Annotated in this window: 9 protein-coding genes; 2 read left to right on the plus strand and 7 right to left on the minus strand. The window is 69.0% G+C overall.

The window, feature by feature from the left end; translation table 11 throughout:
• Positions 1–67: 67 nt before the first annotated feature.
• A complete protein-coding gene (locus ASG92_RS17630; protein WP_056631051.1) occupies positions 68–1,960 on the plus strand; it encodes a glycogen debranching N-terminal domain-containing protein in 1,893 nt (630 codons plus the stop codon).
• Positions 1,961–2,036: 76 nt separating this feature from the next.
• Here ASG92_RS17630 and ASG92_RS17635 read toward each other — a convergent pair whose 3' ends face one another.
• Both ASG92_RS17635 and ASG92_RS17640 read right to left on the minus strand, forming a co-directional pair.
• Entirely contained in the window at positions 2,037–3,704 is a 1,668-nt protein-coding gene (locus ASG92_RS17635; RefSeq protein ID WP_056631054.1) for a glycoside hydrolase family 32 protein, read from the minus strand.
• 65 nt (positions 3,705–3,769) lie between these two features.
• A complete protein-coding gene (locus ASG92_RS17640; RefSeq protein WP_056631057.1) occupies positions 3,770–4,378 on the minus strand; it encodes a YdeI/OmpD-associated family protein in 609 nt (202 codons plus the stop codon).
• Positions 4,379–4,461: 83 nt separating this feature from the next.
• On the opposite strand from ASG92_RS17640, the gene ASG92_RS17645 reads away from it, so the two are divergent.
• Positions 4,462–5,202, plus strand: coding sequence for a hypothetical protein (locus tag ASG92_RS17645; protein ID WP_056631060.1), 741 nt, complete (start codon positions 4,462–4,464; stop codon positions 5,200–5,202).
• A gap of 95 nt (positions 5,203–5,297) precedes the next feature.
• On the opposite strand, the gene ASG92_RS17650 is transcribed toward ASG92_RS17645, so the two are convergent.
• Genes ASG92_RS17650 through ASG92_RS17670 form a run of 5 tightly spaced genes read right to left on the minus strand, consistent with a single transcriptional unit; the run spans position 5,298 to position 12,734 of the window.
• On the minus strand, positions 5,298–6,560 hold the full coding sequence (locus ASG92_RS17650; protein ID WP_056631063.1) for a M20 family metallo-hydrolase: 1,263 nt from the start codon (positions 6,558–6,560) through the stop codon (positions 5,298–5,300).
• Between the two features lie 9 nt (positions 6,561–6,569).
• Complete coding sequence (locus tag ASG92_RS17655; protein ID WP_056631066.1) at positions 6,570–8,348, minus strand: amidohydrolase; 1,779 nt, start codon at positions 8,346–8,348, stop codon at positions 6,570–6,572.
• 13 nt (positions 8,349–8,361) lie between these two features.
• The gene (locus ASG92_RS17660) at positions 8,362–9,768 is read right to left on the minus strand and encodes a gamma-aminobutyraldehyde dehydrogenase (RefSeq protein WP_056631069.1); all 1,407 of its coding nucleotides are present in this window, start codon (positions 9,766–9,768) and stop codon (positions 8,362–8,364) included.
• Positions 9,769–9,780: 12 nt separating this feature from the next.
• Positions 9,781–11,400 (minus strand): thiamine pyrophosphate-dependent enzyme, encoded by a 1,620-nt coding sequence (locus ASG92_RS17665; protein WP_056631071.1) that lies wholly within the window; start codon positions 11,398–11,400, stop codon positions 9,781–9,783.
• A complete protein-coding gene (locus ASG92_RS17670; RefSeq protein ID WP_056631074.1) occupies positions 11,397–12,734 on the minus strand; it encodes an MFS transporter in 1,338 nt (445 codons plus the stop codon). Before ASG92_RS17670 ends, ASG92_RS17665 begins: the two co-directional genes overlap by 4 nt.

The raw sequence follows: 12,734 nt of genomic DNA on the forward strand, positions 1-12,734 counted from the left end.
CGGCCCCGTTCCGCTGACTGAGCCTGTCGAAATCCCGGCCTCCCGGCGTCCCGCGTAGGCTGGGCGCATGAGTGTTCAGCCGGGTCTTCACCGTCAGTACTGTTCAGTTGCCGCTCCCACCCAGCTGTGGCTGGACGCCGACGGCCGGCTCTCCGGCGGCCCCACATTCACGGGACTCCTGCACGGCGACACACGCATGCTCTGCCGGGCGTCCGTCACCGTCAACGGCATGGAGCCGGAACAGGTTTCCGTGGACCCGGCCCCGGGCGGCGTCCTGCGGGTCCGGGGACTCATCAGGGGGATCGCCGGGCGCACGGCGGATCCCGCCGTCGAACTCCTGCAGACCTGGACCGTCACTCCGGGCGTCGTCCGGCACGGCCTGCGGATCAGCACCTCCCTCGAGGAGCTCGACGTCGAACTCGCCATCGGGCTCGCAGCCGACTTCACCGACATGGCCGGCATCCGGCTGAGCCGCTTCCGCGACCCGCAGGACCCCGTGGCGGATGACGCCGTGCTGCGCTGGCACGACGACGGCCGGAACCTTACGGTCTCGGCCCCCGGCAGCACCGGGCCGGGTCAGCAGCTGCTGTGGCGCGGCACCGCGGGCCGCGGGCGGCCCTACGAAGCCGAATGGCAGGCGGTGCTGGATGATCACGGCGGCGCCGTGGTGGCCGCCGCGCCTTCCTCGCTCACGTTTCCGGCCCACGCTGTGCCTTCCGGCCCGCTGCAGACGCTCCTCGAAAATTCGCTGGACGAGCTGGACGGCCTGCGCCTGGCCACGCGCCAGCTGCCCGACGCCCCCTTCATCGCCGCCGGCGCGCCGTGGTACTTCACCCTGTTCGGCCGGGACTCGCTGTGGGCCGCGCGCATGCTGCTGCCGCTCGACGCCGGGCTGGCCGTAGGCACGCTCCGCGTCCTGGCGGAATTCCAGGGCACCAAATCCGATCCGGACGCCGCGGAGGAGCCCGGCAAGATCCTGCACGAGCTGCGCTCCAAGGAGCTCGTGCTGGAAAGCGAGGGGCTCCGCCTCCCTCCCGTGTATTTCGGCGCGGTGGATTCCACGCTTCTTTGGCTGTGCCTGCTGTCCGAGCTGTGGCACACGGGCAAAGCCGACGACGCCGTCCGTGCCCTGCTGCCTAACGCCCGCCGCGCCGCGGCCTGGCTGCTCGCGTCCGCCAACCCCGACGGAACCGGAACGGCGGGAGGCTCCGGCTTCCTCACCTACCAGGACCCCACCGGCCACGGCCTGAGCAACCAGGGCTGGAAGGATTCGGCGGATGCCATGCAGTTCCGTGACGGACGGCTCGCCGACGGACCCATCGCCCTGGCGGAAGTCCAGGCGTACGCCTACCAGGCGGCCCTGGCCACGGCGGAACTCTTCGACGCCACCGACGCGGACGCGGGGGATGCCACCGCCGGTGAGCTGCGGGACTTCGCCGCCGCCCTCCAGCAACGGTTTCGCGAGCGCTTCTGGGTGGAGGACGCGGCCGGAGGCTTTCCGGCCATGGCGCTGGACGGCGGCGGCGTGCCGCTGGACATCCCGGGCTCCAACATGGGCCACCTCCTCGGCACGGGCATCCTGTCACCGGAGGAGACGCGCCTCGTCGCCATACGCCTGCTGAGCCCGGAGCTGTTCACGGGTTACGGCATCCACACGATGTCCAACCGGGCGGCCGGTTTCTGGCCCTACAGCTACCACTGCGGTTCGGTGTGGAGCCACGATACCGCCATCGCCATCCGCGGGCTCCTAGCCGACGGCTTCACCGCCGAGGCCCGCACGCTCGCGGACGGCCTGCTGACGGCGTCGGAGTCCTTCGGGAACCGCCTGCCGGAGCTGTTCGCCGGCGCCCCCGCGTCCCAGTCCGGCGATGCGGTGCCGTACCCGGCGTCGTGCCATCCGCAGGCGTGGTCCTCGGCCTCGGCCGTGGTGGTGGCCCAGGCCCTCGGCGCCCTGGCCTGACCGGACTGGCGCCGCCCTGTCCTGACTGCTCCAGACGAGTCCTGACGCGACGGGCCGTGCAGCGGGCCGCACCGCCCTACCGGGCGGTGGCCAGCGGCGTGTACTTGAAGGACTTCAGGGTGACGTTGCCGCCCGTGGTGGCGGCATTGACCCTGTGCTGCCCCTCCCGGGGGAACACCAGCGAGGTCAGGGTCTGCTCCCCGCCGTTGACGAACACCTCAACCGAGGAATAGTCCACGAAGACGGTCAGCTCCACGCTCCCCCGTCCGGGCGCGTCTGAGTTGCGGGGCTGGCTCAGGGCGGTTCTCCGGTCCGTGAAGACCGGGCCCAGCGCCTCCGCGCCGGGCACCACGGCCGCCCTGGACAGCGAGGCCGTGCCCTCCGCGAAGTTGTACCCGACGGTGGCGAAGTCCGCAGAACCGCTGCCCAGCTTCAGGAGAGCCTCCGCACCGTCGTCGGCCTGGGTCCGTTCCAGTGTGACGTCCAGCCGGTAGGCACCGCTGCCGGGGGCGGGAAGGTCCCCCGCGCCCGCGGGAGTGACGGGCCTGCTGTCCGCTGTCTTGGAAGCGCCTTCCAGAAGCGACATGGCGCCGGTGGGAGTCGAGACCAGGGAGGGCCTGCCCTGGACGGTCTTGAGGCGGATGTCCCGCACGATCGAGTCGGCGCCGCCCTGCCAGTCAGTGGTCGGCAGCTGGCGGGCGTACGTCCAGTTGTTCATCCAGCCGATGGCGTGCCGGGACGCGGTCCGTTCGTTGTCCGGAAGCCGGGGATCATCCCAGGTGACGGCCGCGTAGAAGTCTGATCCGGCGTCGAGCCACTGATGCTTCCCGTCAGCCGGGGTGAAGGTGGTCCCGTCCCAGGTTCCGGTCCAGTAGGCCACGCCCGTGGTCCGCCCCTCCCCGGAGCCGTTGGCGCTCGCGGCCAGGACCCAGGTGCGCTTGGCCGGATCGCCGTCGAGATCCAGCTCGAAGAGATCCGGGCATTCGAGGATGCCGAGGCCCTTGCGCTCAAAGCCGGAGACGTAGCGCCAGGCCTTCAGGTCGCGCGAGGTGTAGAGGCCGACTTTCTCGCCTTCGGCCAGGGCCATGACCCACTGGCCCCTGGCCTCGTCACGGATGATTTTCGGGTCGCGCCAGTGCTCCTTGCCCGGGTTGTCCATCACGGGATTCCGGTCATAGGCCTTGAACGTGTAGCCCTTGTCCGTGGAATAGAACAGGGACTGGCGCTGAATGCCCTTGTCCTGCTGCGTCATCACGGCGACCACGGCGTCTTTGCCGAATCCTGCCGTGTTGCCGTGGTCCACCACGGCGCTGCCCGTTTCGATGTCGCCCAGGCCATTCTTGAACTTCTCAATGGCCACGCCCTCGTCCTTCCAGTGCACCAGATCGGTGGTGGTGACGTGGTACCACTCGGTGCCGTTACCCTCCGGATGGTCCGCGTTGTAGAGGTAGTAGTAGTGCCACACCCCGTCCAGCATGAACGGCCGCTGAGGATCGTTCATCCATTCCTTCGCGGGCGTCAGGTGGTAGCCGGGGCGGAACTGGGAGGCTCCCTCAGGCCTGCTGAACGACTGCTGGGCGGGCGCGGCCGACGACGGGGTCGGGCCGGCGCTCCCCTGCCCCTGCCTGCCGGACCCGCCGGCCATGCCGACCGCAACGGTCACAGCCAGCACCACCGTGAGCGCCGCCGCCACCGCAATCCAGGTGGCACGCGGGCTGAGCTTGCGTAGGGAAAACCTCTGCATGTCCGCCGATCGTGTTGGGAGTGGCATCAATTTTAGCGCGGCGGAGCGTCCCTTCCTGTTCCGGTTCAGGCACCCGCCTGGCCCGCAGGGCGCTTCTTCTGCGGATACGGCGTCTCGCCCCGAGCCAGCATCTCCACGAATCCCGCAATTTTCCGCTCCCGGGTGGACGCCTGCTTCACCGAGTTGGTGCGGTAGATCAAGGCGTAGCGGTTGACGGACGTCAGGACGTCGAACATGGTCTGGGCCTCCGGGACGGCGGCAATCGCGGCCGCAAGATCGGCCGGGACGTCCGCCGACGCCTGCCCCGAATATGCGGCCTCCCAGCGGCCGTCGGCCTTGGCGGCGTCGACGGCGGTCCGGCCCGCCGCTGTCATCCTGCCGGCGGCTTCAAGCATCCCGATGCGGTCCACGTTCCGTGCGGACCAGACGCTCTTTGGCCCGCGGCGCGTCATCCGCTGGAAGGAACTGTCGTCGTCGCGCCGCCTGCCCTGACCGTCGATCCAGCCAAAGCACAGTGCCTCGCTCAGGGCAGCTTCGTAGTCCAGTTCCGTGGTGCGGCCGCCCTTCTTGTGCAGCACCAGCCACACGCCCGGGCTGGTGTCATGGTGCCGTTCCAGCCACGTGCGCCATTCAGCAGCGTCCTTGACCAGGAGTTCGTCGAGTTCAACAGCCATGCGCCTATTCTGCCCCCGGTGCCGGACGAATCAAGTCGTGGCATCATGGCCATGACGGCGCTTTCCGAATCCGAGGAGAACCCATGCTGCGTGCCCGCCCCGTTCATTTCACCTCCCGGATGGAACCGTGGGAGCGGCTCCTCACGGACCTGGGCATGGTCAAGACCCTGGACGACGACTCCTGGAAAGAGTTCGACGCCTGGTCCGGCCGGCTGGCGCTCCAGCACACCCCGGCCGGCACCGCGGACGACGGCATCACCTCCTTCGGCGTCGAAGTGGGCGATCCCGAGGAGTTCGCCCGGCGCACCAATCTGGCGGGAGCGGAAACGGGAACCACACCGGCCGAGCTGGTACCGCCGGACATCGGCGACTCCTGCCGGGTCACGGGCGCGGACGGCTTCAGCTTCATGGCGGACAAAGCAGCCCACGACGTCCAGTGCGCCGACGCCGATCCGGGGCTGAAGGTGGTGGCGGTCTGGTTCACCGAGGACGCGGCTGCGGCGGCCAGCACGCTGCGGAGCATCGGCGCCCGGTTCCGCCCCGTTCCCGACGCCGACGAAACGGCCGACTTCACCGCCAAGAACGGCGGCGTGCTGATGGTTCGCCCCGGTTCCGGTCCGGCGCGGTCCGGCTTCGGTTTCGAGTACGACGGCGATCTGGACGCCTTGCGTGATCGGCTCACCGCCGCCGGGCACCAGGTCAGCGTGACGGAAGAGGCCTTCGGACGCACACTGCACGTGGCCAACCCGGATGCGGCCGGAGGTGCCGCTCCGGGACCCCACGTGCCGCCCACGCTGTGGGTGTCCGCCAGGCGTCCGGCGTAGCCCCCGCGGTTCGAGGCGTTCGAGGCGTGGGATCCCGGCACTTAGGCCGCACCTAAGCCCTGAGATCTCACGCTTCGGTGGCGTACTGGCGGCCGCTAGTCTTCGAGCACGCCGTTGCAGAGCCGGTTGACCACTTCGGTGAGCATGGCCAGGCCCGCGACGATGTCCTCATCCGTGGTGTATTCGTGTTCGTTGTGCGAAATTCCGTCCACGCTGGGCACGAACAGCATCACGGTGGGGACGAGGTCCTTCATGTTCGTGGAGTCGTGCCCGGCGAGGGTCATGACTTGCTTGCTCGTCAGTCCCAGGTCGGCGGCGACCTTGGCGGCCAGTTCCACGCCCTCGGGCTGGTACGGCGTGACGGGCCAGGAGTGGGAGTGGTTGCGTTCCACCATGATGTTGGCCAGCCGCTCGATCTCCGCAATGCGCCGATGCAGGAGCGCGTCGGCCTCGGCAAGGACTGCCTCGTCCGCGCTCCGCAGATCCAGCAGCAGGTTGACCCGTGACGGCACCACAACGGGCGAGTTCGGATACACGTTCAGCTGGCCCACCGAGGTGTGCAGCACGCCGGGGAACTTGTCGGCCAGTTCCCGCGCCGCCACCACCAGCATGGAGGCGCCGAGCAGGGCGTCCTTCCGGTCCGCGATGACGGTGGACCCGGTGTGGGCCTGTTCTCCGTGGACCACGAATTCGTACTTGTTGGCGGCCCAGTTGGAGTGCACCAGGCCGATCGTGATGCCTTCGCGCTCCATGCTGCGGCCCTGCTCGATGTGGATTTCCGCGCAGTATGCGGCTTCAGGCCCTTCGTAGTCTCCGCGGCAGCCGATGGCGTCCAGCGCGTCGCGGACCGTGACGCCCACGGCGTCGGTGGTGGCTAGTGCCGTCTCCAGCTCCAGCTTGCCGGTGTACACCGAGGAGCCCATCATGGACGGCTTGAAGCGGGAGCCTTCCTCGTTGAACCAGTTGACGACGGCGATGTTGAACTTCGGCTGGCCGTCCGGGCCGGAGGCGCCCCATTTCTCCACCAGGCGGAAGGCCGCGTGCGCGGCGGCCAGCACGCCGTAGGCGCCGTCGTACCGGCCGGCGGTGGGCTGCGAGTCCATGTGCGAGCCCACCACTACGTAGGGTGCGCCAGGCACTGCTTCGAAGAGTCCCCACTCGTTGCCGGCGCGGTCGAACTTCACCGTGAAGCCCTTGGCCTCCAGCAGTTCCTTGAGCCACTGGCGCTGCTGGCCGTCGGGGATGGAGGCGGCCTGCCTGTCAACGCCGCCGTTCGCGGTGGCTCCGAATTCGCTCATGGTGTGGAAATCGCGGACGAAGGCGGTGTCGCGGGCGCTGAGGGTGGTTGTTGTGGTCACGGTGCTCTCCTATGAACAGTTGGTGGCTGTGCTGATGAATGTGATGCCGGAGGACGGGCCGACGGCCGTCCGGCCGGTACGGACAGGGCTCCGGAAGGAGGACTCCCGGTGGGTAAATGCGCCGCCGACGGCGGTGGCAAGGACCCGGAGGCCGGCAATGTCCGGGGCGGTCAGCGGCGAGCCGGACAGTACAGTGAAGTCCGCCAGCTTTCCGGGCGTCAGTGTGCCTTTGGCCTGCGCGGTGCCGGTGGCGGCGGCCGCCCCGGAGGTGTAGGCCGCCAGCGCCTGGCGGGGGCTCAGCCGCTCGTCCGGGTTGCCGAAAACGGCCCCGGAGACGGTGCGCCGGTCCACGAAGGCCTGCATTCCGCGGAGCACGTTGCCGTCCGCCACGGGGCGGTCCGAGCTACCGGCGAGAGTCACGCCTGCGGCCAGGAACGACGCCGCACGGTAGGCCCAGCCGATCCGCTCCGGCCCCAGCGAGGCGGTCATCGCGTCCCCGCCCTCGAAGAAGAAACTTGACTGCGGGGTGACGGCGATTCCGGCGTCCGCGAGCCGCTGCACCTGGTCGGGCCTGGTCACCGAGGCGTGTTCGATCCGGTTGGGCAGGGCGCGTGGCCCGTACTTTTCAGCGCAGTCCGTGAGGATGCCTATCGCGAGGTCCAGGGCGCGGTCACCGATGGCGTGCGCCGCGATGGACCAGCCAGCCGCGTAGGCGGCCTCGATGCTCCGCCGCAGCTGCTCCGGATCGGCCTGGAAGTAGCCGGTGTTGCCCGTGTTGTCCGTGTGGCCGTGGCTGCAGTAGTCCTCGCTGACGGCCGCGGTTTCGCCCAGCAGCGAGCCGTCCAGGAACACCTTCGCCGGGCCGAGGGATAGCACGTCGTTACCGAAACCGCTCGCCATGCCAAGATCCAGGCCTACGGCCTCCAAGCCGAACCCGTCGAGCGGGTGGAGCACGTCCAGGACCGGCATCAGCTGGGCTCGGGCGTGCAGCCTGCCGTTGGCCACGGCGCGCTGGTAGGCGGCCAGTTCCACGGGGCTGTGGCCGATCCAGCCGCCGCCGATCCCGGCTTCCGTGAAGCTGGTGATGCCTTCCGCGGCGTAGTGCCGGGTGGCCCGGTCCAGCGCCGCTTCGATGGCCTCGAGCGAATACGGCAGGATCAACTCCTGGACCAGCTGCTGCGCTGTTTCCTGGACCAGCCCCGTGGGCCGCCCGCCGGCGTCGCGGACTATCACGCCGCCGTCGGGATCGGGGAACGACGGCGATTCGGCGCCCGCCAGCCGCAGCGCGGCGGTGTTCACCACGGCCATGTGGCCGGAGTTGTGCCGGATGAACAGCGGCCGGTCCCCCGTGATCCGGTCCAGCACCGCAATGTCCGGGAACTCGCCGCCGTGGTGCGTCTGGCTGAAGCCCGTGGCCATGAGCCAGCCGGCCTGCTGGTCCGGCCCCGTGCCGTCAGCGGACGCAAGGTCACCGGACGTGCCGGCGCGGGACTTGCCGCCGGCCATGTCCGCTTCCAGCAGCGCGTACAGCTGGTCCAGGCCGCGGGCGCCGGAGACGTCCACTTCGCCCAGGCCTAGCCCGAACCACGTGGTGTGGCAGTGGGCGTCGATGAACCCGGGAGTCACGGTGGCGCCGTCCAGGTCCAGGACCTCGGCCGCGTCCAGGCCGTCCAGGTCCTCATCGAGGCCGACGATGCGGCCCTGCCAGATTCCCAGCGACGTGGCATGCGGGCGGCGGTCATCCATGGTGATGATGTCCGCGTTGCGCAGCAGCAGATCGAGTTTCATGGGATGCCTGGCGTTAGCGGTGGGAGGTGGTGACGGACTTGATGCGGGTGTAGTCCTCGAGTCCGAACACGGACAGGTCCTTGCCGGTTCCGGAGTGCTTGAAACCGCCGTGCGGCGCCTCGGCCGGGATCACCTGGTGGCAGTTGATCCACACGGAGCCGAAGTCGAGCTCGTTGGACACCCGGGTGACCACGCCGTGGTTGTCGGACCAGACGCTGGAGGCCAGCGCGTACTTGGTGCCGTTGGCCAGCTCGATGGCCTCCTCCTCCGTGGCGAACGGCTGCACCGTGACCACGGGACCGAAGATCTCGTCGCACACCACCTCGTCGCTCTGGAAGACGCCGTCGATCACCGTGGGCTCGAAGTAGTAGCCGGTGCCGGTGCGCTTGCCGCCGGAGAGGACGGTGGCGTTGGCCGGGAGCCGGGACATGAAGCCCTCCACCCGCTCAAGCTGTGCGGCACTGTTCAGCGGGCCGAGGTCCGCGTCGTCGCCGCCCACGGTGAGCGCGGCCGCCGCGGCTCCGAGCGCCGCGGCGAACTCGGCGTGGATGGACTGCTCCACCAGCACGCGGGTGACGGCGGTGCAGTCCTGGCCGGCGTTGAAGAAGGCGCTCAGCGCGATTTCCTGCGCGGTCCGGGCGATGTCCACATCGGCGAAGACGATCGCGGGCGCCTTGCCGCCGAGTTCCAGGTGGACGTCCTTGAGGGTCTTGGCCGCGGCAGACATGACCTGTGCACCGGCACGGGTGGAGCCGGTGATGGAAACCATTTCCGGGATCTCGTGGTCCACCATGGCGGCACCGGCATCACGGCCGCCGCAGACGACGTTCACGACGCCTGCCGGGAAAACCTCCTGGGCCAGTTCGCCCAGGAACACCGTGGACCACGGCGTGGTGTCCGCAGGTTTGAGGACCAGGGTGTTGCCGGCGGCCAGGGCCGGGCCGATCTTCCAGATGGCCATCATGAACGGGTAGTTCCACGGGGTGATCTGCGCGACCACGCCCAGCGGCTCGCGCCGGATGGTGGAGGTGAAGCCCTGGACGTACTCGGTGGAGGCCGTCCCCGACACCACCCGGCAGGCGCCGGCGAAGAACCGCAGCTGGTCCGCGCCGCGCAGGATCTCCAGTTCGCGGGTCGCGGCCCGGGGCTTGCCCGTGCACGCCACCTCGGCCTCCAGCAGGCGGTCCACGTTGGCTTCGATGAGGTCCGCGAGCTGCAGCAGCAGCGCCTGGCGTTCGCCCGGCGTCGTGCGCCTGTAGCCCTTGAACGCCTGCTGCGCGGCCTGGAAGGCGAGGTCGACGGCGGCTGCGTCGCTGTCCGGGGCGGTGCCGATCTGGAGTCCCGTGCTGGGGTCGAAGAAGGGCAGGCTGGCCGGGGCGTCAACAGCCTGGCCGTTGATGATGTTCTTGAGCGTGATCACGTGGGGCTCCAGTCAGTTGCTCTTGGGGGAACGGGTGGTGGGGTCCTGCGGCAGGTGCAGCACGGCCGGCAACCCTGACTCGACGGCGCGGCGAAACGCGGCGGCGAAGTCCTCGGCCTTCTCGATGCGCTCGCCGTAGCCGCCGTAGGAGCGGGCCAGGGCGGCGAAGTCGGGGTTGGTCATGTGCGTGCCGGAGGGGCGGCCCGGGTAGTGGGCTTCCTGGTGTTCGCGGATGGTGGCGAAGATGCCGTTGTCCACCACCAGCACGATGAACCGGGCCCCGTGTCCCATGGCGGTGGCGATTTCCTGGCCGTTCATCATGAAGCAGCCGTCGCCGGCCACCGAGATAACCTGCCGCCCGGGGTAGGCCAGGGAGGCGGCAACGGCGGCGGGGATGCCCATGCCCATGGCGCCGTTGCGCGGGGCGGCCAGGGAGTTGGCGCTGTTGTGCTGCAGGTAGCGGGCCGGCCACAGGGCGTGGTTGCCTGCACCGAAAGTGAGCACGGCGTCGTCGGCCACTTCCTGCTTGAGGATTTCCATTACGACACCGAGGTCCACGCCGGTCCCCCCGTCAGGCTGGGCGGAGGAGAACTTGAGGTAGTCGGCACGGGCGTCGGCGAACCAGCCGGCTGCTGGCCGCACGGCGGATTCCGTGCCGGCCAGGACCATGGAGAACGCGGTGACGTCGGCGGTGATGTGCTGGTCCATCCGCCCGAAGTGGCCCAGCAGGTCGGCGTCGGCGTTGACCACCACGGTGTCGGCGCCGAGGCCGCGGGTGTATCCGTCGGAGAGGACGTCGCCGCGGACGCAGCCGAGGAAAACGATCAGGTCCGCCGCGTCCAGCCGTTCGGCATTGGCGTCGCTGCGGCCGTAGCCGAGGAAGCCGGCGTAGGCGTCGGAGCGGTGCGGGACGGCGTCGTAGGCACGGAAATCCGCAACGACGGGGACGCCGTGGCGGCTGGCCCAGCCGGCCAGGGCCTCGCCGGATTCCTGCGTCCAGCCCTCGCCGCCCACCACGATGAGCGGTTTGTTGGCGGCGGCAAGCCGGGCTTCAAGCTCGGCCAGGTCCGGGGCGGAAGGTGCCGGGCGGGAGACCTTGCGCGGTTCCACGGTGCCGGCCTCGATCGCGTGGACCAGCACGTCTTCCGGCAGGCCGATCACCACGGGTCCGGGCCGGCCGCTCATTGCGGTGAAGATGGCGTCGTCCACCACGCGGGCGGCGGAAGCGGCGTCGTCGAGCGTCACCACTTTCTTGGCAGTGCTGCCGAACCAGGCGTTGATGTCGAATTCCTGGAAGGATTCGCGGCCGCGGTCCGCCACGGGGATGAGGCCCACGAAAAGGATCATGGGGGTGGCGTCCTGGTGGGCGGTGTGGATGGCGATGAAGGCGTTGGCCGCACCGGGGCCCCGGGTCACCATGGCCACACCGGGCAGTTCGGTGAGGCGGCCTTCGGCGAGTGCCATGAATCCGGCGCCGCCTTCGTGCCGGGTCACCACGGTTTCTATGGCGGAACCGTGCAGGCCATCCAGAACGTCCAGGAAGCTTTCGCCGGGGACGCCGTAGACGCGCTTGATTCCGGCACGTTCGAGCTGGGCGACGATCAGGTGCCCGGCGGTGGTTGTTGTACTCAATGCTTCATACCTTCTTCTTCGATACTGAGGGCGGGCAGGACAATCCCTGAGAGTGCGGTCAGAACGGACACGACCAGCAGGATGATGGCCCCGGGCCAGAATGAATTGCCACTGGCAGCCACGAGGGCTGTGGCGATAAGTGGGATAAAGCCGGAAATGACGCCGGCGCTATTGGAGGTGATGGCTACGCCGGTGTAGCGGACACGGGTGGCGAACAGTGCTGTGAGGGCCGTACCCGAGACAGCGTAGGGAATGGACAGGGTGGCCACGCCGATGACCATGGCGCCGATGACCAGCACCGGGTTCGCGGTGTCGATGGCCAGGAAGACCGGGACGGCCACAAGCGCGGAAGCCACGCCGCCCCAGAGGATCACCTTGCTGGCGCCGTACTTCTCGCCCATGCGTCCGGCCCAGATGAGGACGAAGATCTCGAAGACCGCGGCGAGGAGCGAGCCCAGCAGGAGGGTTTCGTACGGCATCTTCAGGACCTTGGTGCCGTAGAAGACCACAAAACTGGTGATGAGGTAGAAGCCGCCGATGCCCAGCAGCGCCGAGCACATGCCCACCAGGATCTGGCGCCAGCTCTTGGTCAGGACGCCGCGGATGGGGGCGTGCTCGGTCTCGCCTGACTCCATCAGGGCCTCGAACTCAGGCGATTCACTGAGCTTGCTGCGGATCCACATGGAGATGGCCAGCAGCGGGATGGCCGCCACGAACGGGATGCGCCAGCCCCAGGCGTCGAAGTTGGTCTGGCCCACCAGGTAGAGCATTCCGAAGAAACCGCCGGAGGACAGGATGGTGCCGATCGGCGAACCGATCTGCGGCAGCGCCGCGTAGCGTGCACGCTTGGCAACGGGGGCGTTTTCGACGGCGATAATCACCGCGCCGCTCCACTCGCCGCCCACTGCCAGGCCCTGCAGGATTCGCAGTGCCACCAGGATGACGGGGGCCGCGACGCCGATGGTCATGTAGTTCGGCAGGAGGCCGATCAGGCCGGTCACGACGCCGATGCCCACGATGGTGACCATCAGGATCTTCTTCCGGCCTATCTTGTCGCCCAGGGAGCCGAAGATGAAGCCGCCGATGGGGCGCGCCACGAAGCCGACAGCCAGGGTGGCGAAAGAGCTCATGGCGGCCACAAAGGGGTCCTCGGAAACGAAATACTGGGCATTGAACACCAGCGCCGCGGCAGTGGTGAACAGGAAGAAGTCGTACCACTCCAGGGCTGTGCCAACGAGGGCTGCCAGGGCCACCTTACGGGTGACACTCTCATCCACGATCCTTAGGGCCGGACGGTCCGCCCCCGTGACCGCCGTGCTGTCGTTGCTTGCCAT

It is taken from the genome of Arthrobacter sp. Soil736 (assembly GCF_001428005.1).
Classification (GTDB): Bacteria; Actinomycetota; Actinomycetes; order Actinomycetales; family Micrococcaceae; genus Arthrobacter.

What these genes read in the sequence shown, in the direction of transcription:
- ASG92_RS17630 (WP_056631051.1), top strand. Translation starts at nt 68, where the DNA reads ATGAGTGTTCAGCCGGGTCTTCACCGTCAGTACTGTTCAGTTGCCGCT.
- ASG92_RS17635 (WP_056631054.1), bottom strand. Translation starts at nt 3,704, where the DNA reads ATGCAGAGGTTTTCCCTACGCAAGCTCAGCCCGCGTGCCACCTGGATT.
- ASG92_RS17640 (WP_056631057.1), bottom strand. Translation starts at nt 4,378, where the DNA reads ATGGCTGTTGAACTCGACGAACTCCTGGTCAAGGACGCTGCTGAATGG.
- ASG92_RS17645 (WP_056631060.1), top strand. Translation starts at nt 4,462, where the DNA reads ATGCTGCGTGCCCGCCCCGTTCATTTCACCTCCCGGATGGAACCGTGG.
- ASG92_RS17655 (WP_056631066.1), bottom strand. Translation starts at nt 8,348, where the DNA reads ATGAAACTCGATCTGCTGCTGCGCAACGCGGACATCATCACCATGGAT.
- ASG92_RS17670 (WP_056631074.1), bottom strand. Translation starts at nt 12,734, where the DNA reads ATGGCAAGCAACGACAGCACGGCGGTCACGGGGGCGGACCGTCCGGCC.